This is a genomic window from Bradyrhizobium sp. HKCCYLS20291 (assembly GCF_051167715.1).
In the GTDB taxonomy this organism is placed as follows: Bacteria; Pseudomonadota; Alphaproteobacteria; order Rhizobiales; family Xanthobacteraceae; genus Bradyrhizobium.
Genome location: NZ_JBNPTO010000030.1, coordinates 1 through 24,622, shown reverse-complemented (window position 1 = coordinate 24,622; position 24,622 = coordinate 1). Strand labels below are relative to the sequence as shown.

27 protein-coding genes are annotated in these 24,622 nt (G+C 67.2%); 17 read left to right on the top strand and 10 right to left on the bottom strand.

Going from position 1 to position 24,622, the window contains the following annotated elements; translation table 11 throughout:
- Positions 1-123: 123 nt before the first annotated feature.
- The gene (locus tag ACQR07_RS36080; RefSeq protein ID WP_434906797.1) at positions 124-483 is read left to right on the top strand and encodes a hypothetical protein; all 360 of its coding nucleotides are present in this window, start codon (positions 124-126) and stop codon (positions 481-483) included.
- Between the two features lie 170 nt (positions 484-653).
- Here ACQR07_RS36080 and ACQR07_RS36075 read toward each other — a convergent pair whose 3' ends face one another.
- Positions 654-869 (bottom strand): hypothetical protein, encoded by a 216-nt coding sequence (locus ACQR07_RS36075; RefSeq protein ID WP_434906796.1) that lies wholly within the window; start codon positions 867-869, stop codon positions 654-656.
- 229 nt (positions 870-1,098) lie between these two features.
- Here ACQR07_RS36075 and ACQR07_RS36070 point away from each other — a divergent pair, with 229 nt between their 5' ends.
- The 11 genes from ACQR07_RS36070 (at position 1,099) to ACQR07_RS36020 (ending at position 9,376) form a co-directional block, all read left to right on the top strand.
- Positions 1,099-1,395 carry a DCC1-like thiol-disulfide oxidoreductase family protein gene (locus tag ACQR07_RS36070; RefSeq protein WP_434906795.1) on the top strand — a complete coding sequence of 99 codons (297 nt, stop codon included), beginning with the start codon at positions 1,099-1,101 and terminating at the stop codon, positions 1,393-1,395.
- Positions 1,344-1,529, top strand: a complete 186-nt coding sequence (locus ACQR07_RS36065; RefSeq protein ID WP_434906816.1) for a hypothetical protein — start codon at positions 1,344-1,346, stop codon at positions 1,527-1,529. The genes ACQR07_RS36070 and ACQR07_RS36065 overlap by 52 nt, the downstream gene beginning before the upstream one ends.
- 84 nt (positions 1,530-1,613) lie before the next feature.
- On the top strand, positions 1,614-2,033 hold the full coding sequence (locus ACQR07_RS36060) for a CopG family transcriptional regulator (RefSeq protein ID WP_434906794.1): 420 nt from the start codon (positions 1,614-1,616) through the stop codon (positions 2,031-2,033).
- A 4-nt stretch (positions 2,034-2,037) separates the two neighbouring features.
- Positions 2,038-3,264 carry an extracellular catalytic domain type 1 short-chain-length polyhydroxyalkanoate depolymerase gene (locus tag ACQR07_RS36055; RefSeq protein WP_434906793.1) on the top strand — a complete coding sequence of 409 codons (1,227 nt, stop codon included), beginning with the start codon at positions 2,038-2,040 and terminating at the stop codon, positions 3,262-3,264.
- A gap of 57 nt (positions 3,265-3,321) precedes the next feature.
- The gene (locus ACQR07_RS36050) at positions 3,322-3,651 is read left to right on the top strand and encodes an ArsR/SmtB family transcription factor (protein WP_434906792.1); all 330 of its coding nucleotides are present in this window, start codon (positions 3,322-3,324) and stop codon (positions 3,649-3,651) included.
- Positions 3,648-4,127 (top strand): SRPBCC family protein, encoded by a 480-nt coding sequence (locus ACQR07_RS36045; RefSeq protein WP_434906791.1) that lies wholly within the window; start codon positions 3,648-3,650, stop codon positions 4,125-4,127. Before ACQR07_RS36050 ends, ACQR07_RS36045 begins: the two co-directional genes overlap by 4 nt.
- 9 nt (positions 4,128-4,136) lie before the next feature.
- Complete coding sequence (locus tag ACQR07_RS36040; protein ID WP_434906790.1) at positions 4,137-4,550, top strand: GFA family protein; 414 nt, start codon at positions 4,137-4,139, stop codon at positions 4,548-4,550.
- A gap of 95 nt (positions 4,551-4,645) precedes the next feature.
- The gene (locus tag ACQR07_RS36035; RefSeq protein ID WP_434906789.1) at positions 4,646-4,915 is read left to right on the top strand and encodes a hypothetical protein; all 270 of its coding nucleotides are present in this window, start codon (positions 4,646-4,648) and stop codon (positions 4,913-4,915) included.
- Positions 4,916-5,055: 140 nt separating this feature from the next.
- Positions 5,056-5,814, top strand: a complete 759-nt coding sequence (locus ACQR07_RS36030) for an ABC transporter ATP-binding protein (protein ID WP_434906788.1) — start codon at positions 5,056-5,058, stop codon at positions 5,812-5,814.
- Complete coding sequence (locus tag ACQR07_RS36025) at positions 5,808-8,174, top strand: ABC transporter permease (RefSeq protein WP_434906787.1); 2,367 nt, start codon at positions 5,808-5,810, stop codon at positions 8,172-8,174. Before ACQR07_RS36030 ends, ACQR07_RS36025 begins: the two co-directional genes overlap by 7 nt.
- 2 nt (positions 8,175-8,176) lie before the next feature.
- Positions 8,177-9,376 (top strand): efflux RND transporter periplasmic adaptor subunit, encoded by a 1,200-nt coding sequence (locus ACQR07_RS36020; RefSeq protein ID WP_434906815.1) that lies wholly within the window; start codon positions 8,177-8,179, stop codon positions 9,374-9,376.
- Positions 9,377-9,397: 21 nt separating this feature from the next.
- On the opposite strand, the gene ACQR07_RS36015 is transcribed toward ACQR07_RS36020, so the two are convergent.
- The 4 genes from ACQR07_RS36015 to ACQR07_RS36000 form a co-directional block, all read right to left on the bottom strand.
- Entirely contained in the window at positions 9,398-10,501 is a 1,104-nt protein-coding gene (locus tag ACQR07_RS36015) for a D-alanine--D-alanine ligase family protein (RefSeq protein WP_434906786.1), read from the bottom strand.
- Positions 10,502-10,603: 102 nt separating this feature from the next.
- Complete coding sequence (locus ACQR07_RS36010; protein WP_434906814.1) at positions 10,604-11,122, bottom strand: thermonuclease family protein; 519 nt, start codon at positions 11,120-11,122, stop codon at positions 10,604-10,606.
- A 148-nt stretch (positions 11,123-11,270) separates the two neighbouring features.
- Entirely contained in the window at positions 11,271-11,507 is a 237-nt protein-coding gene (locus tag ACQR07_RS36005; protein ID WP_434906818.1) for a hypothetical protein, read from the bottom strand.
- Between the two features lie 86 nt (positions 11,508-11,593).
- A complete protein-coding gene (locus ACQR07_RS36000; protein ID WP_434864881.1) occupies positions 11,594-12,007 on the bottom strand; it encodes a hypothetical protein in 414 nt (137 codons plus the stop codon).
- Positions 12,008-12,461: 454 nt separating this feature from the next.
- On the opposite strand from ACQR07_RS36000, the gene ACQR07_RS35995 reads away from it, so the two are divergent.
- The 3 genes from ACQR07_RS35995 (at position 12,462) to ACQR07_RS35985 (ending at position 14,678) form a co-directional block, all read left to right on the top strand.
- Positions 12,462-13,364, top strand: a complete 903-nt coding sequence (locus ACQR07_RS35995; RefSeq protein WP_434906785.1) for a sensor histidine kinase — start codon at positions 12,462-12,464, stop codon at positions 13,362-13,364.
- Between the two features lie 107 nt (positions 13,365-13,471).
- The gene (locus ACQR07_RS35990; RefSeq protein WP_434906784.1) at positions 13,472-13,600 is read left to right on the top strand and encodes a hypothetical protein; all 129 of its coding nucleotides are present in this window, start codon (positions 13,472-13,474) and stop codon (positions 13,598-13,600) included.
- A 64-nt stretch (positions 13,601-13,664) separates the two neighbouring features.
- Entirely contained in the window at positions 13,665-14,678 is a 1,014-nt protein-coding gene (locus ACQR07_RS35985; protein ID WP_434906783.1) for a zinc-dependent alcohol dehydrogenase family protein, read from the top strand.
- Here the strand turns inward: ACQR07_RS35985 and ACQR07_RS35980 are convergent.
- The 5 genes from ACQR07_RS35980 to ACQR07_RS35960 form a co-directional block, all read right to left on the bottom strand.
- The gene (locus ACQR07_RS35980; RefSeq protein WP_434906782.1) at positions 14,675-15,565 is read right to left on the bottom strand and encodes a DMT family transporter; all 891 of its coding nucleotides are present in this window, start codon (positions 15,563-15,565) and stop codon (positions 14,675-14,677) included. The two genes, ACQR07_RS35985 and ACQR07_RS35980, sit on opposite strands and share 4 nt — an antisense overlap.
- 251 nt (positions 15,566-15,816) lie before the next feature.
- Positions 15,817-16,989: a M20 aminoacylase family protein gene (locus ACQR07_RS35975; RefSeq protein WP_434906781.1), complete on the bottom strand. Its 1,173-nt coding sequence runs from the start codon at positions 16,987-16,989 to the stop codon at positions 15,817-15,819.
- A 212-nt stretch (positions 16,990-17,201) separates the two neighbouring features.
- Complete coding sequence (locus ACQR07_RS35970; RefSeq protein WP_434906780.1) at positions 17,202-18,878, bottom strand: CHAD domain-containing protein; 1,677 nt, start codon at positions 18,876-18,878, stop codon at positions 17,202-17,204.
- Between the two features lie 252 nt (positions 18,879-19,130).
- The gene (locus ACQR07_RS35965; RefSeq protein WP_434906779.1) at positions 19,131-20,078 is read right to left on the bottom strand and encodes an exopolysaccharide biosynthesis protein; all 948 of its coding nucleotides are present in this window, start codon (positions 20,076-20,078) and stop codon (positions 19,131-19,133) included.
- Positions 20,079-20,109: 31 nt separating this feature from the next.
- Positions 20,110-21,087 (bottom strand): TerC family protein, encoded by a 978-nt coding sequence (locus ACQR07_RS35960; protein WP_434906778.1) that lies wholly within the window; start codon positions 21,085-21,087, stop codon positions 20,110-20,112.
- A 583-nt stretch (positions 21,088-21,670) separates the two neighbouring features.
- Between ACQR07_RS35960 and ACQR07_RS35955 the strand changes: the two genes are divergently transcribed.
- Together ACQR07_RS35955 and ftsH are read left to right on the top strand one after the other, a co-directional pair.
- A complete protein-coding gene (locus ACQR07_RS35955) occupies positions 21,671-22,624 on the top strand; it encodes a lipid kinase (RefSeq protein ID WP_434906777.1) in 954 nt (317 codons plus the stop codon).
- Between the two features lie 62 nt (positions 22,625-22,686).
- Positions 22,687-24,534 carry an ATP-dependent zinc metalloprotease FtsH gene (gene ftsH, locus ACQR07_RS35950; RefSeq protein ID WP_434906776.1) on the top strand — a complete coding sequence of 616 codons (1,848 nt, stop codon included), beginning with the start codon at positions 22,687-22,689 and terminating at the stop codon, positions 24,532-24,534.
- The last annotated feature ends 88 nt before the right edge of the window (positions 24,535-24,622 follow it).

Genomic DNA, 24,622 nt, shown 5'->3' with positions numbered 1-24,622 from the left:
ATTGGTCGAGGATGTAGCTATGCTTTGTGATAGTTCATTAGTTTAAAGTGAATTGTTCCAATCGGATATTTTGCTGTCAGCGTTGTCGATCAGTTGGCTTCTTGCAACAACATGGCGTTCGTAATGGCCGAAAAAGAAACACCTAAATACGTTCTCCACATAAGGTCTGGCCGTCCGGCGGCTGCTTCGACTGAAGAATCGGCGGAGCGCTGGCAGAAACTTGTCGAGAGAAGAACACTTCGGTCGCGCGAGGAGCTTATGCCTGTGGCGCTCCAGCTTGTTCAGGATCAAGCGGTCGTGCGCCAGTTCCGGGCAGTGCACGGATCCGAGAACGAGGAGTTGGCGAGCCAATTTATCGATCAAATAGAACGAAGCGCGCGGGCGATCGATCCAGTTGTAACGCATGCAGGTGCTGCAACGATAACCGTGATCCTCATGGAAATGCTGACGAGCTCGGGTGAGGATTCAGATGGCAACCGCTAGCATTGGGAGCGCATCGCAGTTGTTTTGTCGATTGTCGCGAAGAAGCAAAGCGCCGCCGTCAGGCGGCGTGTGCCCACCGTCGAGCCGCGTGTTATGTGGTGAGGTGGTGAGCACCGCGTCATGACGAACAGCGTGTGACGCTATGGCTCGGGCTCACCGCGCCCAGCGCTTCAGTCCTCGTCGTGCTCGCCTTCTTCGAGCTCCTCCAGCTCCTCGCTCGCGTGGTCGATCACGTCGAGGGCTTGCTGGACCTCGATGAGGCTCTTGACCACAATTTCCGTTTCGCCCTTCTTGTAACCGGCCGCAACGGCCTTGGCCAAATTCAGGCGCATGTCGACCAGCACGTTGCGCGCGGTCAGGAAGACTTCGAGATCGTTGTCGGCCATGTTGCTCCTCGTCAAGGCTGTTCATGCAATTGGTAGCCCGGGCGTATGGCGGGCATATGTCGAATCGGGTGTGCATCGGCATGACGGTTGTCGTGTCGCGGACAGTGCACTCAACAGACCTGCGTCGACGGCCGGGGTGATCACGATCCTTGTGAGAGGCTGACCCAAACCGCTCGTGCAGACGTTTGGGAAGCACGGGCCGAAGTCGGTCCTCGCCAGGGAGGTGCGCGTGGCGCAAGAGCAGGCACCATGCACCGTGTATTTCGACGGATCCTGCCCGCTGTGCCGGGCGGAGATCGGCTACTACGTCCGTACCGACGAGGCTGGCGCGCTGTGCTTCATCGACGTCTCGCAGGCGGGCGCCGCAGTGCCGGACGGCTTGACCCAGCGAGAGGCGATGCAGCGGTTCCACGTGCGGGCCGGTGACGGGCGGCTGCTGTCGGCGCTGCGGCGTTCGTCGAGGTCTGGCGGCGGCTGCCGCGCTGGCGCTGGGCGGCGCGGCTTGCATCGCTGCCGAGCGTGCTGACGGTGCTCGAACTGGGCTACCGGCTGTTTCTTCCCGTCCGGCCCTTCATCTCCCGCACCGTCGCGCACGTCCAGCAGCGCAAGGCACGGCATCCGACGGTGCCCCGCACCGGTGACGGTTCGGCCGGTCAATGACACACCCGGGTCCTTGAACGACCGTGGTGGACATCCATATGACCTCCATACGCCATCCATTTGGATGGTCTTTGGATGGTCCGCATGCCCGACAATGTCCACCCGCTCCGCAGCAAAGCTCCGGATACCGAGAAGATCACCGTCAATCTCGGCTATGTCGATCTCGGTCAGGTCGACCTGATGGTGCGGGAGGGGTTCTATTCCAACCGCGCCGATTTCATCCGCACCGCGATCCGCAACCAGCTCGATCGCCATGCCGACGTGGTCAAGCAGTCCACGCTGCGCCACAGCCTGGACCTCGGCTTGCGCAACTTCAGCCGCGCCGATCTCGAGGCCGTGCAGCGCGCCGGCGAGATGCTGCAGATCAACGTGCTGGGGCTCGCGACCATCGCCGCCGACGTCACGCCCGAATTGGCGCGCGCCACGATCGCCTCGATCGCGGTGCTGGGCGCGCTGCATGCTCCCCCCGCGGTCAAGGCCGCGCTCGCCGACAGAATGAGGTAGCGTCATGCTCGATCAGGATATCATGCGCGAAGCGACGCTGTTGACGCGGGCCGGCCGGTTGGCGGAGGCCACGGCGCTGCTGCAGCGGATGCTGCAAGGCGCGAGCCGCCCGGCTGCGGCAAAGGCTGGTCCCGCGCGGCTGTCACCCCCGACCATCGACGGCGAAGCGACGCGCATCGGCGAGCGCACGCGCTCCGCTCGGGACGCGTCTGCGCCCGCGCGCACGGCGCAACCCGCGACAACGCAAGACATTTCGACACAAGAGATCCCATCGCGCGGCCCGTCCGCCTTGGCGCGCAAGCGCTTCGTCCGTCGTGACGGCCTTGGTCCCCTCCCGGAGATCGGCCTGCGAGGTCCGAATCTCCGCGCACCTTCGCCGCGGGACACCACGCCCGAGGGCGCGCGCTTCACCCAAGCCAGCTTCAGCAATGCGGCCGGACGCCGGTCCTACAAGCTGCTGATCCCCAGCGAAACGCACCAGCGCCCGTTGCCGCTCGTCGTCATGCTGCACGGCTGCACCCAGTCGGCGGACGATTTCGCCGCCGGGACACGGATGAATTTCGCGGCCGAGGAGCAGGGCTTTTTCGTCGTCTATCCCGAGCAGACGAGCGGCGCCAACTCGTTGAAGTGCTGGAACTGGTTTCGCCCCGGCGATCAGCAGCGCGACGGCGCCGAGCCGTCGCTGATCGCGGGCATCACCCGCCAGGTGATGCACGATCATGCAGTCGACCCGCGGCGCATCTACGTCGCGGGCCTGTCGGCCGGCGGCGCGGCCGCGGCCGTCATGGCGGCCACCCATCCCGATCTGTACGCCGCCGCCGGCATTCATTCCGGCCTCGCCTGCGGGGCTGCGCGTGATCTGCCTTCGGCGCTGATCGCCATGCGTCAGGGCGGCTCGGCGCCCGCGGCCGAGCGCGGCCCGGCGGTGCCGACCATCGTCTTTCACGGCGATCGCGACGCGACCGTGCATCCGGTCAACGGCGACCGGATCGCGCAGTCCGCCGGGGGACGCGGGATGGCCTCCGTGATCAGCGGCCGCGTGCCCGGCGGCCACGCCTACACCCGGACGATCCTCACCGATCGCGGACAGGTGATTTCGGAGCACTGGACGATCCACGGCGCCGCTCACGCCTGGTCGGGCGGCAGCCCGGCCGGCTCCTACACCGATCCGAAAGGCCCGGACGCATCGCGCGAGATGCTGCGCTTCTTCCTCGCGCATGCGCTGAAGTGACCTGGCGCCACTAACATTAGTCTTGACTAATGAATTAGTCTTGGCTATTGTTTCTGAATGACCGAAGCCGAAACCGTCACTGCCGTCATGCGCGCCTTGGCCGATCCGACGCGGCGGGCGGTGTTCGAGCGCATCGTCGCGTCCGACGAGATCACCGTCGTCGAGCTGACCCGCGGCAGCACCGTGACGCAGGGCGCCATCTCGCAGCATCTGAAATCCCTCAAGCAGGCTGGCCTCGTCTGCGAGCGCCCGGAGGGACGCAAGGTCTATTACCGCGCCGAGCCGCGCGGGCTGGAGCCGCTGGCCGACTGGATGAGCCATTACGGCGCGTTCTGGCGCGACCGCTTCGCTGATCTGAGACACCTGCTGAAGGACATCGATCCATGAACCAGACCGTGAAACCGGACACCCAGGACATCGTGGTGGAGGAGATCTTCCCGCATGCGGCCGAGGTCATCTGGAAAGCGCTGACCAATGGCGAGCTGATCGGCCGCTGGCTGATGGCGCCGAAGGGCTTTGCGGCCGTCGCCGGCACGCGCTTCACCTTCCAGACCACGCCGGCAGGCGAATGGGACGGCACCATTCATTGCGAGGTGCTGGAGGTCGTGCTGAACGAGCGGCTGGCCTACGCGTGGAAAGGCGGCCATGCGGATAATGTCGGCTACGGCGCGCCGCTGGAGACGGTGGTCACCTTCAGCCTGTCCAGGACCGATAAGGGCACGCGCCTTCGCCTGGTGCATTCCGGCTTCGTGCTGCCGGCCAACGAGACCGCTTATCGCAAGATGGGCGAGGGCTGGAAGACCGTCGTCAAGAAGCTCGATCAGATCGCCGCCGAACACGATGCTTCGACGCGATCGCATTGAGAGGGCAACATGACCAGGTCCTATGTCGGTGGCTGCGCCTGCGGCGCGGTGCGTTATGAGATCAAGGGCGAGCCCGCCGTGATGCTGGATTGCCAGTGCCGGCAATGTCAGCGCGACAGCGGGACCGGCCATCAATCGCACCTGACCTTCGTTGCGGCGGAGGTGAAGCTCGACGGCGAGGTCTCTCATTTCCAGACCGTCGGCGATGGCGGCACCGTGAAGCGGCGCGCGTTCTGTCCGAGCTGCGGCTCGTCGATGCATCTGACGTTTCCGGCGATGCCCGACCTCTTCATCGTCACGCCGGCGAGCCTCGACGATCCCAGCCGCTACCGGCCGCAACTGGTGTCCTGGACATCAGCCGGACATGCCTGGGATCACCTCGATCCGTCGCTGCCGACATTCGACAAGATGCCGCCGCAGTGAGTTCGGAACTGGGGTGATATCGACATTGCCGACCTCCGCTGTCATCGTCCACGACGGCGGACGATCCGGTACGCCATGGCAACCCTGGTGGCGCGATGTCGCGAGTCCTGAACTGGTTCTTCCGCAATCGCGCCACCGGCGAGATCACGATTGCGCAGATGCCGAACCCGGCGCTGTGGATCGTGCTGGTGGGCATCCTCGTCGGCTGGATCTGGCATCCCGCGGGGCAGACGGGCCGCAATCTCGATTGTCTGGTCAAAGCGGGCCTCGTCGTCTGGGCGTTCGACGAGCTCGTCCGCGGCGTCAATCCCTGGCGCCGCTGCCTCGGCGCGGCGGTGCTGATCTACGAGATTCGCGACCTTTGAATGGTCGTGAACGAATGTGAGTGAGGCGCCACAGCGCCGACGACTCGTTGCTTGATATGCATCAACCGATAAACACGGCTTCAGACCGATTGTACGTGTCGTCCGGTCTCGAGACGTTCGCCGGATAGGAATGCAGTCCGATGAGTCCGACCAGCACCAACGACGCGAGCGCCGTCACGCACAGGGAAACCGGCGCCGCCCCGGTGTTCCGCGCCCGCAAGCTCAGCAAGACCTACCTGATGGGCGAGGTCGAGGTGCATGCGTTGCGCGATGTCGATCTCGACATCTACGAGGGCGAGTTCGTGGTGCTGCTCGGTCCGTCGGGGTCGGGCAAGTCGACCTTGCTGAACATCCTCGGCGGGTTGGACAGCCCGACCTCGGGCGATGCGCAATGGCGCGATCATCAACTGGTCGGCGCTGATGACGCCGAGCTGACGCGCTACCGGCGTGAGCATGTCGGCTTCGTGTTCCAGTTCTACAATCTGATCCCGAGCCTGACCGTGCTCGAAAACGTCCAGCTCGTCACGGAGATTGCCGACCGGCCGCTCGATCCGCTGGAGGTGCTGAAGCTGGTCGGGCTCGAGCGGCGGATCGACCATTTTCCCTCGCAATTGTCCGGCGGCGAGCAGCAGCGGGTCGCAGTGGCCCGCGCCATCGTCAAGGCGCCCGACGTGCTGCTGTGCGACGAGCCGACCGGGGCGCTGGACTACGAGACCGGCAAGGTGGTGCTGGCCGCGATCGCGCGCGCCAATGAGCGGCTCGGCACCACCACCATCGTCATCACCCACAATGCGGCGATCGCCGGCATGGCCGACCGCGTGCTGCGGCTCGGCGGCGGCCGCATCGTCGGCGAGACGCGCAATCCGCGGCGGCTCTCGGCCGAGGAGGTGACGTGGTGAGCCTGCTCAACCGCAAGCTCTGGCGCGACATCGGCGCCATGCGCGGGCAGGTGATCACCATCGCGCTGCTGGTGGCGGCCGGTGTCGCCGTGTTCGTCGGCTCGGTCTCGACCTATCAATCGCTGCGCGCCGGCTGCGAGTGGTTTTATGCCGAAGCGCGCTTTCCGCAGGTCTTCGTCACCTTGAAGCGCGCGCCGCTGGCGCTGGTCGGCCGGCTCAACGAGATTGCTGGCGTCATCGCGGTCGAGCCGCGCATCGTGCGCGAGGTCATCGTCGATGCGCCGGCCGCGTCGCTGCCGGTGTCGGCGCGCATGGTCTCGCTCAGCCGCGCCGGCGACGAGCCGCTGGCGCGGCTGCATCTGCGCCGCGGCACGGCGCCCGCGCCGAGCGATGCGCGCAGCGCCGCCGTCAACGAGGCGTTTGCCGAGGCCAACGGTGTCAAGCCGGGCGATGAGATCCGCGTGCTGCTCAATGGCCGGCTGCAGGCGTTCCGGGTCTCAGGCATCGCGCTGTCGCCGGAATATGTCTACGCGGTGCGGCCGGGATTGCCGATCCCGGACGATCGCCTCTACGCCATCCTGTGGGTCGACCGCAGCGCGGCCGAGGCCGCCTTCGACATGAAGGGGGCGTTCAACGACGCGGTGGTCGCGCTGGCGCCGGGCGCCGCTGCGCAGCCCGTCATCGAGGAACTCGACCGACTGCTCGAACCGTATGGCTCGATCGGCGCGATCGCGCGGCGGGACCAGCCGTCGAACCGGTTTCTCGAGGACGAGCTGAACCAGCAGAAGGTGATGTCGATCACCATTCCGATCATCTTCTTCGGCGTCGCCGCTTTTCTGCTCAACAGTGCGCTCGGACGGCTGGTCGCGGCGCAGCGCGAGCAGATAGCGGCGCTCAAGGCGCTCGGCTTCCCGACCTCGGCTCTGACCTTGCATTACCTCGCGCTGATGCTGGTCATCGTGCTGATCGGCTGCTTGCTGGGCATTGCCGGCGGCTTCGGCTTCGGGCAGGCGATGATCGCGAGCTATCACGGCTTCTTCCGTCTGCCGGAGCTGCCGTTCCGGCTGGCGCCATGGGCGATGCTGGCAGGAGTCGCGATCAGCGCTGCGGCCGGGTCGCTCGGCGTCATCACGGCGCTCCGCGCCGTCGTCCGCCTCGCGCCGGCGGAGGCGATGCGGCCGGCGATGCCACTCGGCTTTCGCCGCTCCTGGCTCGAATTGATGATGCCCGGCGGGGCACGGCGTGCGCGGCGGATGATGATGCTGCGAAATATCGCGGGGCGTCCGTTCCGCTCGCTGTTCACCGTCGTCGGCATCGCCTTCGCGGTGCCGATGATGGTGCTCGGGATCTTCTGGCGCGATGCGATCGGCGAGATGATCGAGCTGCAGTTCAATCTGGTCGAGCGCGGCAACGCCACCATCAGCTTCCCGCATCCGGTGGATCGCGCGGTGTTGCGCGATCTGGCGCGGGAGCCTGGCGTGCTGCTCGCCGAAGGTCAGCGCATCGTCCCGGTGCGGCTGCGCGCCGGTCATCGCAGCTACCTGACCTCGGTGGTCGGGCTGGCGGCGACGGATCAGTTGCGCCGGCCGCATGATGCGGCGCGCCGGCCGATCGCAGCAGTGCCCGACGGCATTACCCTGACGCGGCGGCTCGCCGAGCGGCTGGCGCTCGGCGCCGGCGACCTCGTCACCGTCGAGGCGATGGAGGGCCGGCGGCAACGGCGCGACGTCCCGGTCAGCGCCATCGTCGACGAGGCGATCGGGATGGCGTCCTACATGGATATCGACACGCTCAACCGCTTCACCGGCGAGGGCAACGTCCTCTCGGCCGCCAGCCTGCACGTCGATCCGGCGGCGCTGGCCGCGCTCGGCACGCGGTTCAAGAGCCTGCCGATGATCGAATCTGTTTCGATGAAGGCCTATGCCGTCGCCTCGTTCATGGACAAGATCGCGGGCCTCGTGTTTGTCACGGCGGGCATCCTCACCGGCTTCGCCGCGATCATTACGATCGGCGTGGTCTACAACAGCGCCCGCATCAGCCTGCAGGAACGGGCCTGGGAGCTCGCCAGCCTGCGCGTGCTCGGCTTCACCCGCAGCGAGGTCGCGGGCATTCTGTTCGGCGAGTTCGCGCTGGAGATCGCGGTCGGGATTCCGCTCGGCCTGCTGCTGTCGCGCGGCATCATCGCGCTGATCGCCCGCCTGCATTCCAACGAGAGCTTCGAGATCCCCGGCGTGATCGCGCCGCGGACCTACCTGATCGCGACTGCTGTGGTGTTGGCCAGCGCCGGGATCAGCGCCATCATCGTCCGCAGGCGGGTCGATCGGCTCGATCTGGTCGCCGCCCTCAAGACCAGGGAATGAGCATGCGTCCCGTGTTGCGCCTGATCGTCATCGTGTCGGCAGCTCTGGCGGTCGCCGCCGGCATCGCCTGGATGGTGATGCCGAGCCCGGTGCCGGTGGAGACGGCTGCGGTGACCAAAGGACAGTTCGTTGCGACCGTCGAGGACGACGGCAAGACGCGGGTGCGCCAGCGCTATGTCGTGGCCGCGCCGCTCGCCGGCCGGTTGGGGCGCATCCGTTTCAAGGCCGGCGACCAGGTCAAGGCCGATGATGTGGTTGCCACGATCACGCCGGCGCCGGCGCCGCTGCTCGATCCGCGCGCGCGCCGCGAGGTCGAGGAGCGGCTCGGCGCGGCCGAAGCGAATGTGGAGCGCGCCAAGGCCGTGGTGGCGCGTGAGCAGGCGCAGAGCGCGCAGGCGAGCGCCGATCTCGCGCGCACCACGGCGCTGGCTGCGAGCGGCGCTGCGACGGCGCAGGCGAAGGAGCGCGCCGAGCTCGCGATGCAGATCGCCGACCGCGACCTGCGGGCCGCCGAATATGTCGACCATGCCGCGGGACACGAACTCGGCCAACTCAGGGCGATGCTGGCGCGCTATACGAGCAACACCGATGCCGACGCGCCCGCGGACAGTTGGAACGTGACGGCGCCGGTTGGCGGGCTCGTGCTGAAGGTGACGCAGGAAAGCGAGACGACGGTGCAGCCGGGTACGGCGCTGCTCGAGCTCGGCGATCCCCATGATCTCGAAGTGGTCATCGACGTCTTGAGCACCGATGCCGTCGAAATCCGTCCCGGCGCCGAGGTCGCGATTGATCGCTGGGGCGGTCCGGGCAGGCTGTCGGGCCGGGTTCGCCGTGTCGAGCCGGCGGCCTTCACCAAGATCTCGACCCTCGGCGTCGAGGAGCAGCGCGTCAACGTGCTGATCGACATCGTCTCGCCGGCCGAGCAATGGCAGCGGCTCGGCGACGCCTATCAGCTCGATGCGCAGATCGTCGTCTTCACCCAGGACGATGCGACCATCGTGCCGACCGGCGCGCTGTTCAGGCGCGGCGACGACTGGTCGGTCTTCGCATTGAAGGACGGCCGCGCCGAACTGCGCAAACTGCGCATCATCCGCCGCTCCGGCCGGTTCGCGGCGGTGGCCGAGGGCGTCGGCGGCGGCGATGTCGTGATCATCTATCCGAGCGACCGCGTTGCAGATGGTGTCAAGGTCGCGCCGCGCTGACACGTGGCGTCCCCCGGGGCCTCACCGCTGCGACGCCAGCGTCCTGAGCCGCGATTGCCGCGCCAGCGCATGCGCGATCAGGCTGTCCATCAGCGCCGGCTGGGGCAGGCCGGTGGCCTCCCACATCTTCGGGTACATGCTGATGTTGGTGAAGCCGGGCAGGGTGTTCACCTCGTTGACGTAGACCTCGTCGCCGCGGACGAAGACGTCGACGCGCGCGAGGCCCTCGCAGCAGAGCACGCCGAACACCTCGGTCGCCATCTTGCGGATGCGCTGCGCCAGGCCGGGCTCGACCTGCGCCGGGACGTGCAACGAGGCGCCGTTGGCATCGGTGTACTTGGCCTCGTAGGAGTAGAAGCCGTGGCTGCCCGCGGGCACGATCTCGCCGAGCTCGGAGGCGGCAATCTCGCCGTCGGCGCGCTCGAGCACGGCACACTCGATCTCGCGCACCGGCGCGATGCAGCGCTCGATCAGGATTTTTCGGTCGAAGCGCAGCGCCAGCCGGCACGAGGCGTCGAACTCGTCGGCGTTGCGCGCCTTGGAGATGCCGACCGAGGAGCCGAGATTGGCCGGCTTCACGAACAGCTCGGAAGAGCCGACGGCGGCGACCGCCGCGTCATAGGTCGCCGGCGAGGCCGCGGTCATGGTGACGAACGGCACGATCGGCAGGCCGGCATCGCGCAGCAGGCGCTTGGCGACGTCCTTGTCCATCGCGACCGCCGATCCCAGCACGCGGCCGCCGACATAGGCGACGTCGGCCAGCTCGAGGGCGCCTTGCACCGTGCCGTCCTCGCCGTTCGGGCCATGCAGCACCGGAAAGATCACGTCGAAGGCGAGCTCGCGCGTGCCGGCGCCGCCATCGCCAAGGACGAGCGCACGGCCCTGGCCGGCGGGCAGCAGCACGATGTCAGGCCCATCCATGGGCACCGTGAGTGCGGCGTTCGCGCGGTCATTGACAGCATCGGCGAGCACCCAGCGGCCGTCATGCGTGATGCCGATCAGCGTGATCGCGTAGCGGCCGGCATCGAGCGAGCGAAAGATGTTGGCTGCCGAGGCCCGGGAGACGTCGTGCTCCGCCGAGCGCCCGCCGAACAGGATCGCCACGCGGATCTTTGTGTCAGTCATCGTTCGTCCAGCCCCAAGCCTCTGCGGAGCGTGACGGTACAGCAAGAGCGCGACGCGTCGCAATCACGCTGTCGCCGTGCGTATCGCGCAGAGCTCTGCCGATCACCGGCTTCGCATCTCGCCGTCCGAGCACAGCATGGTCGTGCCGCCGGCATGCATGCAGCTGCGGTAGAGCGGCGGCTCGACGAAGCGACCGGACCAGATGCCGCGGCCGGCACGGCGGGCGGCAAGCTGATCGCTCGCGTAGGCGCCGTGCGAATATTGCGGTTCCTCGATCGCGAGCCCGCGCGACACCATGAACCGGCCGAGATCGACAGCACCGGCGGCGCAGCGCGCGACGATGCGGCCATAGCGATCGCCGTCGACGGGCATGCAGCTGATGACCTTGCCGCGGGCAAAGGCGTCGAGCGTGTTGGCGGCCAGCGCGCCGCATCGATACGGTTTGCGGCCGCGGCAGAGCTGCGCGCTCTCGGGCGCATCGATGCCCCACAAGCGAATGCGCGTGCCGTGAATATCGAGCGTATCGCCGTCGACGATGCTGGCGCGACCGACGAGGTCGCGGGCCGTCGCCGGCCATGCGGTGACGAACGAGAGAACGATGCAGACGAAGTGAGGGAGGATGACGCGCAAGACCGGAACCCGTTCACGAGCAGCCGTGCCGTTCGTCCATTGGACGAATCAACGGCTCGTGAGCTGTTATAGCGAAGTTCGGTCGTGCATTTGTGGAACGGGCGTGCGCGGCAGTCTCGATCGCCGTCAGCGCGCCGGGTCAGCTGATGATGGCCCGATTGATGCGCGCGACATGCTCCACCTCCGTGGCCAGCATGCTCAGGTGTTCGGCAAGTCGCGCGAACAGCTCGCGCTTGTCGCGATCGGTGGCGAGATCGCGGATGAGGGCGCATTCCGCCGCATCGGCTCGCAGCTTTTCTGGCTGCGTCATCAACTCTGACATTCGTTCGCTTCCCTGCCGCGCCGGCAAGTTCTCGAAACGGATGAGACTCTGCATTGTTCCGTGATCACGTAAAACTTTTTGACGGGTTCGCCGTCACCCGATCGGAATACCTTCGCGGTCCTCGGTTGCGGCGCGGGCCGTCAGCGCTCGCCCGGCCACCACGTCGACGCAGGATGGGCTGCCGAGATCTTGGTCTCGCGCAGTGCGACTAGCGCACTCCGCTTGTAGGGATGGCCGCGCAGCCGCGAGCAGTCCTGGCAGCGCATGTAGCGCTCGAGCTCGTGGATCGGCGTCGTCTTGGGCCGACGGATGATATCGAGCGCGACGGTCTGGTTGGTATCGCAGCCGAGGCAGCGCACTTCGAGATAGAAGTAGCCGGCATTGAGCGCGTCGCCGAGCAGCGGCGAGGGTTGCGCCGGGCCCTTGTAGCCGAGCATGCGCTTGTTCCAGGCCTCGCAGGCGAGACGATCGGCTTGCTTGCGCGCGCGCGTCGCCTGCTCCTGGGCGATACGAATGCCGGCGCCGTACAGTCTCTCGCGCGATTTCGTGGTCATGACGCATGATCGGCGCTGACGCCTGCAGCGGCAAGCCGCTAGGTTTTGGGCTGCAGCAGCGTTCGAACTACAAGCTTGTTCACAGGGGGAGCGCCCCGATACCGCTAGCGAGCAATGGGCTACCATCGGGGCGCCTCGCATCGTGCCAGTATCGCGAAATGCAGTCTCAACGATACTACGTAGCGCGGCGCAACTTTTACGGTACGTTGGGCGCTCGTTTTGCTACGTAGCCCGCGCGAGCAGATCTCTGCAACGGTGCTTGCCAGCGCGTGAAAGACGACTTTTCATCCTGCGGAAGGATGAGTTCGGAGGGTGCAGCGGAACGCAACTACGTAGAAAAAGTTCCAAACTTTTTCGACACGCGTGGGAGTTCCTTGTGCTTGTTCCCCTCCGCGGGGGGCGATAGACCTTCGGCTCGGGGTCAATCGTGCGCGCGGGTCAGAGTCTTTCAAAGTTGGTCGTTCGGAGCAGGCCGTGGTCGCCGATCACGTTCCTGCTCACAGCCCTTGCTGTCGCGCTGTCCGCCGGCGGCCGTGTCGGCCTCGATCTGCTCGGCGCGACGCTGCCATATGCGACGTTCTATCCAGCCGTGATGCTGGCGGCTTTGCTCGGCGGCGTCCCCTCGGCCATCTTTGCCGCCTGGCTGTCGGCTGCCGTCGTACTGATCGGATTTACGGATCGCCCCGGCCATGAAGAAGCGGTCAACCTCGTCGGCTTCCTGAGCACATCGGCGCTGATCATCTGGCTCGCGAGCCTGAGCCGCGACGCGTTGCTCGAGCTCAAGCGCAGCGAGCACGCACGCGAGCTGCTGCTCGGCGAACTGAGGCATCGCGTGAACAACCAGCTTGCGGTGTTTCAATCGATCGTGCGGTCGAGCCTGTCGGGCGAGGATCGCGGCAAGGGCGAGGCGATTGCGATGAGGCTCGACGCGGTCGCGCGCGCCAACAGCCTCGCCTGGTCGGACCACCGCCTCATGAGCCTGCGGATGCTGCTCGATGCCGAGCTGCAGGCCTATCGTGCCTCCGGCGCCGTGATGCTGGAGGGAGCGGACGTGCAATTGGGGCCGGACGCGGTGCGCAATCTCGCGCTGGTGTTTCATGAGCTCGCGACCAATGCCGTCAAATACGGCGCGCTGCGCGGCAACGGCGGACGGCTCGAGGTGCAGCTGACGCAGGACGGTGGCCGCAGCGTCGTGACCTGGCGCGAGATCAGTCCGCACGCGGTCGCGCCACCGCACAACGAAGGATTCGGCACGCGCATGATCCGCGCCAGCCTCGCCGCGATCGGCGGCAGCATCGAGCAGGACTATCGCGACACCGGCTTGCTGTGCCGGATCAGGTTCGAGCCGGGTGTGTAGCGAGCACTGATGAAGTTCCCTGTTGTCAGGTTCCGCGGGCGCGTGATCATCCTAATCTGAAACGCGCGCTTGTGTCGTCACGTATGTCTTGAATGGATCGACGTGACATGCTGCTGCTAGTGGGAATGCTGATGATTGCGGGCATCGTGACCTGGATGGGCACGGAGTACGTGATCGATCACGTCGTCACGCCCCTGGTCGACGGCGCGCAGACGCCGCTGTCGCCGTCGCCTTGACTTGATCGCCGGCGGGAAACGCTCCACGATTAACCCATAGACGATGCGGGCAGGGGAGCGTGAGATGAAATGCTGGGAGATGCAGGGGCCGGGCGGCATCGATGCGCTTGCGCTGGTCGACAAGCCGGTGCGAGCGCCCGCGCGCGGCGAGGTGCTGGTGCGGCTGACGGCGGCGAGCCTCAATTATCGCGACCTGCTGACGGTGAAGGGCGGCTACGGCTCGCGTCAGAAATTTCCGCTGGTGCCGCTGTCGGACGGCGCTGGCGTGGTCGAAACCGTCGGGGACGGCGTGGCGGCGTTCGTGCCGGGCGATCGCGTGATCGGCAGCTTCTTCGAGAGCTGGACCGGTGGCGAGCCGAGCGAGATCAAGATGCGCGCGGCGCTCGGCGGTGCCGTCGACGGCACCCTGACGGAGTACCGGATCTTTCCGGCGCAGGCGCTGGTGCGGACGCCGGCGCATCTCTCCGACATCGAGGCCGCGACCTTGCCTTGCGCCGGCGTGACCGCGTGGAGCGCGGTCGTGAAGCTCGGCGGCATCCGGCCGGGCCAGACCGTGCTGACGCAGGGCACCGGCGGGGTCTCGATGTTCGCGCTGCAGATCGCCAAGCTCGCCGGTGCGCGCGTGATCGCGACCTCGTCGAGCGAGGCGAAGATCGCGCGGCTGAAGCAGCTCGGGGCCGATGTCACGCTGAACTACAAGACCACGCCGGACTGGGGCAAGCAGGCGCGCGAGCTGACCCGACAGGGCGCCGATCTCGTCGTCGAGGTCGGCGGCGTCGGCACGCTGAACGAGTCGATCCGCGCGACGAAAATTGGCGGCACCATCGCGTTCATCGGCGTGCTCGCCGGCGCGCCGGCCGCCGAGCTGCGTCTGCCGCTGATGGTGATGCAGCAGCAGCGGCTGCAGGGCGTCACCGTCGGCTCGGTCGACGACCTGCAGGCGCTCGCCAATGCATTGGCGCTGCATCAGGTGAAGCCCGTGGTCGACCGGGTGTTTCCTTTTGCCGAGGCGCGCGAGGCGTTCCACTACATGTCGAGCGGCGCGCATGTCGGCAAGGTCGCGATCGCGCTTCGCTAGGCCATCTTGCGCGCCGGCAGCGTCATCGCGATCACGCCGATGACGACGCAGCCGAGGCCGATCCAGGCGGTCGGCGCAAGCCGTTCGCCGAGGCCAACAACGGCGATGGCGACGCCGATCGGCACGCGCAGATAGGATTGCGCGGTCGCGCCGATCGAGCCGAGCGTCTGCACCAGGCGGAAATAGATCACCATTGCGGCCGCGGTCGAGACGGTCGCCAGCGCGAGCAGCGCCAGCACGGAGCGCAGCGATGGCGTCAACGTCCAGGGATGATCGACGATCAGCGCCAGCGGGATCAGGATCACCGCGCCCGAGAGCAGCGAGCCGGCGGCCGGCAGCATCGGGTCGAGGCCCTTGAAGCTCTTTCCCATGATCGCAGCGCCGGCATAGCAGATCGTCGCGGCAACGATCGCGAGCTGCGCCCACAGCTCGTGGCCGAAGCCGTGCAGCGCCCCGACGCCGACGATGAGGCCGGTGCCGGCAAGACCGGCGGCGACACCGCCGAGCTTACGTAGCGTCACCGGCTCGTGGCGCGTGACCAGTGCGGTCAGCATGAAGGTGAAGATCGGCGAGGTCGCGTTCAGGATCGTGGCGAGGCCGGCCTCGACGCTGCGCTCGGCCCAGGCGATCAGCGTGAACGGGACGACGCTGTTGAGGCCGGCCTGGATCACGAAGCGGCGCCATGTCGCGCGCTCGCGCGGCCAAGCCAGCCCGCGGCTGCGGATGATGGCCGCGAGCAGCAGGCCGGCGATCAGCGTGCGCGTGGCGATCAGCGTCAGCGGCGGGATCGTCTCGACGCCGATCCTGATGAACGTATAGGACGCGCCCCACAGGGTGGAGAGCAGGAGGAGGAGGGCGAGGTCTGTGGTGAGGGCGGTCCGGCGCATGCGGGCTCGCGGGCTAGGAGAAGGAGGGCTTCTCATAGCCGGGGGCCCGTGCTCGACGCTTCGATCATGGACGAAGTGTTCCTGCCACGAGCACAGTCCGTAGGGTGGGCAAAGGCGCGGCCGTGCTGTCGCGCCGCGCGAGATCGCAATGGCGCCGTGCCCACCATGCTGCAGCGGATCATGCCGCGCGACGGTGGGCACGCTGCCGCCTTCGGCGGCCGCTTTGCCCACCCCACATTGTCACGAACGGATCAGTTCGCCGGCATGCTCTTCTCGACCAGCTTCACCCAGTACGACGCGCCGGCGCTCAGGATGTTGTCGTTGAAGCGGTAGGCCGGGTGGTGGCACTCGTTGCCGGGGCCCATGCCGAGGAACACGAACGCGCCGGGGCGGGCTTCCAGCATGAAGGCGAAGTCCTCGCCGCCCATCAGGGGAATGGCGCGGTCGTTGACGCGCTCATTGCCGGCGACGTCACGCGCGACATCGGCGGCAAACGCCGCCTGCGCCGGGTGGTTCATCGTGACCGGATATTTGCGCTCGTAGATCGCCTCCGCCGAGCCGCCATAGGCGCGCGCGGTGGCCTCACAGACTTCAACGATGCGCTTCTCGACGAGGTCGCGGATCTCCGGATCGAGCGTGCGCACGGTGCCGAGCATCTCCACGGTCTCGGGGATCACGTTGAAGGTGGTGCCGCCGTGGATGGCGCACACCGAGATGACTGCCGACTTCAAGGGATCGACGTTGCGCGCCACGATCGACTGCAGCGCGTTGACGATCTGCGAAGCGATCAGGATGCTGTCGACCGCCTTGTGCGGGCCGGCGCCGCCGTGGCCGCCCTTGCCGGTGACCTTGATGTGGATCGCATCGGCCGAGGCGAGCATCGCGCCGGGCGAAACCTGGAAATGACCTTCCGGCACGCCCGGCATGTTGTGCATGCCGTAGACCTCCTGGATGCCCCAGCGCGTCATCAGGCCGTCGTCGACCATCGCCTTGCCGCCGGCGCCGCCTTCTTCGGCTGGCTGGAAGATCACGATCGCCGTGCCGTCGAAATTGCGCGTCTCGGCGAGATATTTCGCGGCGCCCAGCAGCATCGCGGTGTGGCCGTCATGGCCGCAGGCATGCATCAGGCCCGGCGTCTTCGAGGCGTAGGGCACGCCCGAGGTTTCCTCGATCGGCAGCGCATCCATGTCGGCGCGCAGGCCGATGGTCTTGCTCGAGGCCGAGTTGCGGCCCCGGATCACGCCGACCACGCCGGTGCGGCCGATGCCGGTCACCACTTCGTCGCAGCCGAACGCGCGCAGCTTGTCGGCGACGATGCCGGCGGTGCGGTGCACCTCGTACAGCAGCTCGGGATGTTCGTGGAAGTCGTGCCGCCAGGCGGCCATTTCGTCTGACAGGGCGGCGATGCTGTTGAGGATCGGCATGAGGAGATCGAACTCGCTGAGAGGGGACTGCTCGCTGAGCGGATGAGGGTGCGCCGGGGGTGCGGCCTCGTCGGCCGCGCCGGGACCTTGCGCGAAGCTGCAACTATGACCCGGGCCAAGAGGCGAGGCAAGTTGCGGCCGGGAAGGGCGCCATGCAGCGACGGGCGGTCGAGGCGGCAACCTTGCCGGCCGTTCCGCAAAACGGAACGGTCTCATGCCTCGTCGGATGTTTCCCACGGCGTCGGCGCCTTGGTGAAGGCGCGCCACGCCTCGCACAGCGGACGTTCGAGGTTGACCAGCGCATGCGCCTGCCAGCCGGCAATCGCGGCGGCCGCCATCGCGGCATCGGTCGAGGTGGTGCCGAGACCTTCGATCACACCGGCGGTCACCGCGATGTCGTTGAACTGCCCGAGCTGCTGCTGCAGGCCCGCCAGCCGGCCGGCGTATTTCTTCGCAGGCTTGGTCGCACCATGCAACGGCAGCAGGAAATCGACGCTGTAGCGCAGCTTCTTCAACGCCAGGCGCAGGCGGTGGCGATCCTCCGCCGGCAGCTTCCTGAAGCCACGGCCGCGCTTGAGCGCCTTGCGATGATGCTCAGCCAGGATGTGGTCGGCAAAGCCGATCGCGGGGGCGGCGAGGCGCCGCAGCGTCTCCGGCGCCACGTCGTTGCGCCAGCCGCGGGTTTCGATCCAGGCCCCGAGGCCGAGCACGAAGCCGGCGCAGCGCCGGTCCGCAAGGGCCAGACGCAGCCTGCGATAGGCCAGATCGCGCTGCCGTTCGGCCAGCGCGCGTAGTGTGTCGAAGCCGGCCACCGACGGACAGGCCTGTGCGATCTCCGGCAGCGTCTCGGTCAGGAAGACGTCGAGGTCGCGTGCCGACGAGAGGCTCTGTGCGAGCCAACGGGCGTCGGCGGCCAGGCCATCGAGCGTGGCCGACGTCTCGACCGGCTGCATCAGATGCAGCGCGGCGCGCAGCCGGCGCAGCGCGACCCGCAGCTGATGCACGCCCTCGGTGTTGCGGCCGTCTTCGGCGGCGGGCATCGCCTGCAGCAGATGATGCAGGCTGCCCTGCAGGATGACGGCAAAGGCCTCGTCGAGCGAGACGGCCGGATCCAGCCGCGGCTTGCGCGGCTTGTCGGCGCCGGGCGCGCGGCCGGCGGCAAGGTCGAACCCGCGCGCCGACTTGCTGCGGATCGAGGGCCGGACCGGGCCATGCTCGGCGAGCCGCAGCGCGACCTCATAGATCACGGCCGGACTGCCGCCCTTGAGCTCCAGCTCGATCTCGCTCACGACCTCGCTGCGCTCACCGGCCCTGATGACGCCGCCATCGAAGGCGACCTCGATCGTGCCGGAGGGCAGCTCGAGCAGGCGGACGTGACGATGGACGTCGGCGGAAAACACCGGCGCGAGCCTGTGCGTGTCGAGCTCGCGGCGCAGCTCCTCGGGGAGCAGGGTCATTGCCAGTGCGGGATCGGGCGCCAGCGACGGCACGTTCGCCTCCCACTCGCCACGCTTGAGCGGATCGTCGCCCGCTTGTGTCTTGACGGTCTGGACGAAACGGCTGCCGCTCTGGCGCACGCGCAAGGTCAGCCCGTGCTTCCACAGCGTCCGGTTCGGCGTGTCGTAGTAGATCGACTTCAGATGTTTCCGCGTGCCCTTGTTGCGCGCATGGGCCGTGATCACGGCGGCCTCGTTGAAGCTCGCGATCTGATCCGGCGCGACCAGCAGCTTCAACTCGATCTCGTGGCCGCCGGTGGATGCCGCGGGCAGGGCCGGCAGCTCCGACGTCGCCACCTCGGGCGGCACGGGCGAGCCGCCGCTGACCGCTGGTGGCTCGACTTTTTCGACAGCGCGGTCGCTGATCGACGCGCTCGCGCCCTGGTCCGGCATGTTGAGATCTGTAACGGTTCAATGACGACGGCAGCAGCTTATCGGATGTGGCGCGATAGGACAGCATGGAACCGGGGAGCGCGGTCTCTCTCCGTTGGCTGGTTGGTGCCGCGTCCGGCGTCTTTGGCCAGCGCCTTCAAGGCGGTAGAGCGCAGCAGCGCGCGACGGCCGGCTCGACGGGAATCAAATCAAAATTATGTGTGTGCAGCGGGCGGCGAGCCGGGTTTGGCATGCCATGCCCCACGACCCCTGTCAGATCCAGCCCGTCAGCATGAAGCGTGTCGCAACGAACACCGCGGTGGCGGCGGTCGCGACGCTCGCCGCGGCCATCAGGTTGCGGCCCCGGCGCGCCATCGCGCGCGAGCGCTCGCGCGGGTCGAGCGCGGGATCGAACGAGGTCCGCCGGCTGCGCCGGTGGCGGATGGTCTGAACCCAGAAGGCAAGCGCAACGAGGCCGGCTGCGATCGCAAACACGGTCGATACGCCGGCCGCAAAGCCGAGATCGACGCCGACGCTTTCGAGCATGGCGCGCAGCCGCACGGCGAGGCCGGCCAGCAGCGTGGCCGCGTAGTCTGCAGCCGCCGCACCGGTGTAGAGCAGCACCGCCGTCCACACGACGGCGGCCATGGCGATCAGCATCGACAGCAGCACGGCGAGGCCGTCGCAGGCCATGAAGCCGATCGAGGCGGCGATCAGCGCCAGCGCCGGCATCACGTTGCCCAAGGGAATGGGAAGGATGATGGTGACGGCCATCAGCAGCAGCGGCAGCGCCAGCAGCATCCGCGCGGTGCGGCCGGTCAGCCAGACCAGCCGGTCCTCGCGCAGGCCGCGCTCGGCAGTGCCGGCCCAGTCGAGCCCGGCGCGGATCACCTTGCGCAGCAGCCGCTGCGGCACCGGCCGGCGGCGCAGCGGCTCGGGCAGCCACAGCCGCTCGGCCCCGAACAGGATCTGTAGCGCCACCAGCGCAACCAGGGTGCCGAACACCATGCCGAACGGTCCGGGCAGCGGCAGCAGCGCCGGAATGGTCAGCAGCAGCAGCGTGAGGCCGAGGCCTTCCGACTCGAGACTGTCGAACAACTCGCCGACCGACGGTTCTTCCGACCGCACCGTGCGCGCAATGGCGAGCAGCCGCCGGCTGATCGGGCCGTTGTGGCGGCGCGGCCCGGACGAAACCTCATCGTTGGATGCGACATCGTTCATCGCCGCGCCGTGACCTCTCACTCTTCCATCGTCATTTCACCTGCTCGACCGCAGGCCGGGTTTTCCACAACGAATAGGCAATGCCCGCGCCGAGCAGACCGAAGGTGATGCCGAGCGACAGCGCCGGCGGAAACTTCTCCAGCCCGAGCAGGTCGGCGAGGAAGATCTTCGAGCCGATGAAGATCAGCACCGCCGCCAGCGCCAGCTTGAGATACTGGAAGCGGTCGACCATCGCGGCCAGCGCGAAGTACAGCGCACGCAGGCCGAGGATCGCGAAGATGTTCGAGGTGTAGACCACGAACGGGTCGGTCGAGATCGCAAAGATCGCGGGCACCGAGTCGACGGCGAAGATGACGTCGGCGAACTCGATCAGGATCAGCGCCAGGAACAGCGGCGTCATGAACCAGGTCGGCTTGCCGCTCGCATCGGGCTGACGCACGAAGAAGCGTTCCTCGTGCAGGCGGTCGGTGACGTCGAAGCGGCGGCGCATCCAGTTCAGCGCCGGGTTGGCGCCGACGTCGTGCGGCTTTTCCTTGAACACCAGCATCTTGATGCCGGTCGCGACCAGGAACAGCGCGAACACGTAGAGCACCCAGCTGGCCTGCGCGACGATCGCAGCGCCCAGGCCGATCATGATCGCGCGCAGCACGATGACGCCGACGATGCCCCAGAACAGCACACGGTGCTGATAGGCGCGCGGGATCGCGAAATAGCTGAAGATCATGGCGATGACGAAGACGTTGTCCATCGCCAGGGCCTTCTCGATCGTGAACGCGGTGAGATAGGCGGTGCCGGCCTCCGAGCCGAGCTGCCACCACACCCAGCCGCCGAAGGCGAGCGCGAGCAGGATGTAGACGGCACTCATGACCAAGCTCTCGCGCACCGAGATTTCGCGCGTCTTGCGATGGAGGATGCCGAGATCGAAAACGAGAAGGGCGAGCACGATTGCGAGGAAGGCGAGCCACATCCAGACAGGCTTGCCGGCAAACGCGATGAGCAGGAAATCCACGGGGGTCCTCTTATCAGGCCGGTGAAATTGATGTCGTCAGGTCCGACATCGTGAGCACCGGCAGCTTCACCAGAGGGGCCCGGACCAGGGGTATGCCCGATGACGTATGTGCCTCCCGGTCGGTTTTCAAGAGCCGGTCGTCCGCACCGCATCGGCGTTCAGCAACATGAACGACGTGACAACGCAGGCGGAGGTGCGACAGAGTGTCTGCCGGCGCGGCAGTCTGCTTGCAGGCCGTGGCCTGCGAACTAATTCCAGGGGGCCGGAGATCCGGGCCCCTCTGATAGTCCCTTAAGGCTATGATGTCGGACTCTCTTTGTAACAGATACCGCTGGCGGTATTGCGCGCTTCGCGCGTTGCTTGGAGTTTGACGAGATGCGGCCACACGCGTCGCTTGTGACTATCAACCTTTGCGGCCATCGCCCCACGCGCCACGATTCCAGCAGGCGCAGAAAAGTTCGCTCGGCCGTGAACCCTCTGGTCAGCGGTTGCTATCGTGATGGAACCGGAGTGGCGGCTGATCATTCTGTATGGAACCTGCGCGACGCGACGCGCACTGGCATTTTGTGTACGGGAGACAATCGTGACCACGGGGGCTGACCAGGTGTCGATCGCGAAGGCGCCGCCGTCGCGACCGAATGTCGCAACACGCCGGCTCCTGGTGATCATCAACCGCGGCAGCCGCTCCGGCGGCGAGGCCGCCGGCGTCGCCGTGTCGCGGCTGGGCGCGGCGGGCTATGACCTCGTGATCTCGGCGCCGCATAGTCCGCGCGAGGTGTCGCCGTGGATCGAAGCTCATGCCGACGATGCGGAGGCCGTAGTCGTCGCCGGCGGAGACGGCAGCCTGAACGCGGCTGCGCCTGCGCTGGTCAGGACCGGCCTTCCGCTCGGCATCATTCCGGCCGGTACGGCCAACGATCTCGCTCGCACGCTCGGTCTTCCCCCGGACATGGAGGCGGCGGCGGACGTGATTGCAGCCGGCCAGCGCCGGCAGATCGATCTTGGCGAGGTCAACGGACATCCGTTCTTCAACGTCGCCAGCCTCGGCCTGAGCGCCGAGCTCGCGCGGCAGCTGACCAAGGAAACGAAGCGCAGGTTCGGGCGACTGGGCTACGCGCTCACGGCGCTGAAGGTGCTCACCAATGCGCGGCCGTTCCGGGCTGTCATCGTGTCGTCGGACGGCGCGGTGCGCGTGAAGACCTTGCAGATCGCAGTCGGCAACGGCCGCTACTACGGCGGCGGCATGGCCGTCGATCACCGCGCGGAGATCGACGATTCCCATCTCGATCTCTATTCGCTCGAGATCGGCCGCGTCTGGAAGCTGTTGGCGATGGCCTATGACTTTCGCAGAGGCCGGCACGGGCTATGGCAGGAGGTGCGCGCGTCGCGCGACACGTCGTTCGAGATCCGCACCCGCAAGCCACGCCCGATCAATGCCGATGGCGAGCTCGTCACCTTCACGCCGGCGCGGTTTTCCGTGCTGCCGCGCGCCGTGACCGTATTCGTGCCCAAAGCCGAAGGGCAGGCCGGCGCCTGACCGCCGCTTGATCCGCAGCGCGCGGTACCTCGTTTTCGACAGATCACCCGAATGAGAGACTCATGACCAAGCAGACCCGCTTCAATCTCTGGTACGCTGTTGTCGCGATCTTCGTCGCGATGATGATCCACAATGCGTGGACGAGCTATCGCCAGGTCGCCGTCATCCCCTACAGCCAGTTCCAGGATCTGCTGTCGGCGGGCAAGGTGAAGGAGGTCGGCGTCTCCGAGAACTATCTCGAAGGCAGCCTGAAGGAGCCGCTGCCCGGTGGGCAGACGCGCTTCGCGACGACGCGCGTCGACCAGGAGTTCGCCAAGGAGCTCGCCAAGGCCAACGTCACCTTCACCGGCCGCGTCGAGAGCAACATTCTCGGTGACATCCTCTCGCTGGTGATGCCGATCGCGCTGTTCTTCGGCGTCTGGTACTGGCTGTCGCGGCGGATGATGGGCGGCGCCGGCGGGCTTGGCGGCGGCCTGATGCAGATCGGCAAGAGCAAGGCCAAGGTCTATGTCGAGGCCAACACCGGCGTACGCTTCGACGACGTCGCCGGCGTCGACGAGGCCAAGGACGAGCTGCGCGAGATCGTGGCCTTCCTGAAGGATCCGAAATCCTATGGCAGGCTCGGCGGCCGCATGCCGAAGGGCGTGCTGCTGGTCGGCCCGCCCGGCACCGGCAAGACCCTGCTCGCCAAGGCGGTTGCGGGCGAGGCCGGCGTGCCGTTCTTCTCGATCTCCGGCTCGGAGTTCGTCGAGATGTTCGTCGGCGTCGGTGCGGCGCGTGTGCGCGATTTGTTCGAGCAGGCGCGTGCGAAAGCTCCCGCCATCATCTTCATCGACGAGCTCGATGCGCTCGGACGCGCCCGCGGCATGGGCCCGTTCGCCGGCGGCCATGATGAGAAGGAGCAGACACTCAACCAGCTGCTGGTCGAGCTCGACGGTTTCGATTCCTCGGTCGGTCTTGTGCTGCTGGCGGCGACCAACCGGCCGGAGATCCTCGATCCGGCGCTGCTGCGCGCCGGCCGCTTCGATCGCCAGGTGCTGGTCGACCGCCCGGACAAGCCGGGCCGCATCCAGATCCTGCGGGTGCATTTGAAAAAGGCGAAGCTCGCGGCCGACGTCGACCCGGAGAAGGTAGCGGCGCTGACGCCCGGCTTCACCGGCGCCGATCTCGCCAACCTCGTCAATGAGGCGACCCTGCTGGCGACCCGGCGCGGCGCCGACGAGGTCACGCTCGACGATTTCAACAATGCGATCGAGCGCATCGTCGCCGGCCTGGAGAAGCGCAACCGGCTGCTCAATCCGAAGGAACGCGAGATCGTCGCCTATCACGAGATGGGGCATGCGATCGTCGCGATGAGCCTGCCGGGCACCGACCCCGTGCACAAGGTCTCGATCATTCCGCGCGGCGTCGGCGCGCTCGGCTACACCATCCAGCGCCCGACCGAGGACCGCTTCCTGATGACCCGCGAGGAGCTCGAGAACAAGATGGCGGTGCTGCTCGGCGGCCGCGCCGCAGAGCTCGTGGTCTACGGCCATCTGTCGACCGGTGCGGCGGACGATTTGCGCCGCGTCACCGACATCGCGCGGTCGATGGTGACGCGCTACGGCATGTCGGAGCAATTGGGTTCGGTCGCCTATGAGCGCGACAACCAGTCGTTCCTGGCGCCCGGCGCCTCGCGCAGCGCCGACTATGGCGAGGCTGCGGGCGACGCCATCGACGCTGAGGTCCGCGCCATCGTCACGTCAGCGCTGGAGCGCACCCGCAAGCTGCTGCAGGACAAGCGTGACGTGCTGGAGCGCGCCGCGCGAAGGCTGCTGGTCAAGGAGACGCTGGATGAAGGCGAGCTCGCAGCCCTGCTCAAGCAGGACCAGCGCGCCGGCGATCTCGTCGCGGCGGCGCAGCCGATGTAGCTCGTGACTGCGTAGGGTGGGCAAAGGGTGCGCCAGGAAAGCTGGTGCGATCCGGCTGGTGCAAGTCCAGCCCAGGTAGGGTGCAGCA

What these genes read in the sequence shown, in the direction of transcription:
- ACQR07_RS36060 (WP_434906794.1), top strand. Translation starts at nt 1,614, where the DNA reads ATGCCCGACAATGTCCACCCGCTCCGCAGCAAAGCTCCGGATACCGAG.
- ACQR07_RS35990 (WP_434906784.1), top strand. Translation starts at nt 13,472, where the DNA reads ATGCTGCTGCTAGTGGGAATGCTGATGATTGCGGGCATCGTGACCTGG.
- ACQR07_RS35985 (WP_434906783.1), top strand. Translation starts at nt 13,665, where the DNA reads ATGAAATGCTGGGAGATGCAGGGGCCGGGCGGCATCGATGCGCTTGCG.
- ACQR07_RS36055 (WP_434906793.1), top strand. Translation starts at nt 2,038, where the DNA reads ATGCTCGATCAGGATATCATGCGCGAAGCGACGCTGTTGACGCGGGCC.
- ACQR07_RS35965 (WP_434906779.1), bottom strand. Translation starts at nt 20,078, where the DNA reads ATGAACGATGTCGCATCCAACGATGAGGTTTCGTCCGGGCCGCGCCGC.
- ACQR07_RS36080 (WP_434906797.1), top strand. Translation starts at nt 124, where the DNA reads ATGGCCGAAAAAGAAACACCTAAATACGTTCTCCACATAAGGTCTGGC.
- ACQR07_RS35970 (WP_434906780.1), bottom strand. Translation starts at nt 18,878, where the DNA reads ATGCCGGACCAGGGCGCGAGCGCGTCGATCAGCGACCGCGCTGTCGAA.
- ACQR07_RS36035 (WP_434906789.1), top strand. Translation starts at nt 4,646, where the DNA reads ATGTCGCGAGTCCTGAACTGGTTCTTCCGCAATCGCGCCACCGGCGAG.
- ACQR07_RS36015 (WP_434906786.1), bottom strand. Translation starts at nt 10,501, where the DNA reads ATGACTGACACAAAGATCCGCGTGGCGATCCTGTTCGGCGGGCGCTCG.
- ACQR07_RS36020 (WP_434906815.1), top strand. Translation starts at nt 8,177, where the DNA reads ATGCGTCCCGTGTTGCGCCTGATCGTCATCGTGTCGGCAGCTCTGGCG.
- ACQR07_RS36000 (WP_434864881.1), bottom strand. Translation starts at nt 12,007, where the DNA reads ATGACCACGAAATCGCGCGAGAGACTGTACGGCGCCGGCATTCGTATC.
- ftsH (WP_434906776.1), top strand. Translation starts at nt 22,687, where the DNA reads ATGACCAAGCAGACCCGCTTCAATCTCTGGTACGCTGTTGTCGCGATC.
- ACQR07_RS35975 (WP_434906781.1), bottom strand. Translation starts at nt 16,989, where the DNA reads ATGCCGATCCTCAACAGCATCGCCGCCCTGTCAGACGAAATGGCCGCC.
- ACQR07_RS36075 (WP_434906796.1), bottom strand. Translation starts at nt 869, where the DNA reads ATGGCCGACAACGATCTCGAAGTCTTCCTGACCGCGCGCAACGTGCTG.
- ACQR07_RS36050 (WP_434906792.1), top strand. Translation starts at nt 3,322, where the DNA reads ATGACCGAAGCCGAAACCGTCACTGCCGTCATGCGCGCCTTGGCCGAT.
- ACQR07_RS35980 (WP_434906782.1), bottom strand. Translation starts at nt 15,565, where the DNA reads ATGCGCCGGACCGCCCTCACCACAGACCTCGCCCTCCTCCTCCTGCTC.
- ACQR07_RS36045 (WP_434906791.1), top strand. Translation starts at nt 3,648, where the DNA reads ATGAACCAGACCGTGAAACCGGACACCCAGGACATCGTGGTGGAGGAG.
- ACQR07_RS36030 (WP_434906788.1), top strand. Translation starts at nt 5,056, where the DNA reads ATGAGTCCGACCAGCACCAACGACGCGAGCGCCGTCACGCACAGGGAA.
- ACQR07_RS36005 (WP_434906818.1), bottom strand. Translation starts at nt 11,507, where the DNA reads ATGCAGAGTCTCATCCGTTTCGAGAACTTGCCGGCGCGGCAGGGAAGC.
- ACQR07_RS36040 (WP_434906790.1), top strand. Translation starts at nt 4,137, where the DNA reads ATGACCAGGTCCTATGTCGGTGGCTGCGCCTGCGGCGCGGTGCGTTAT.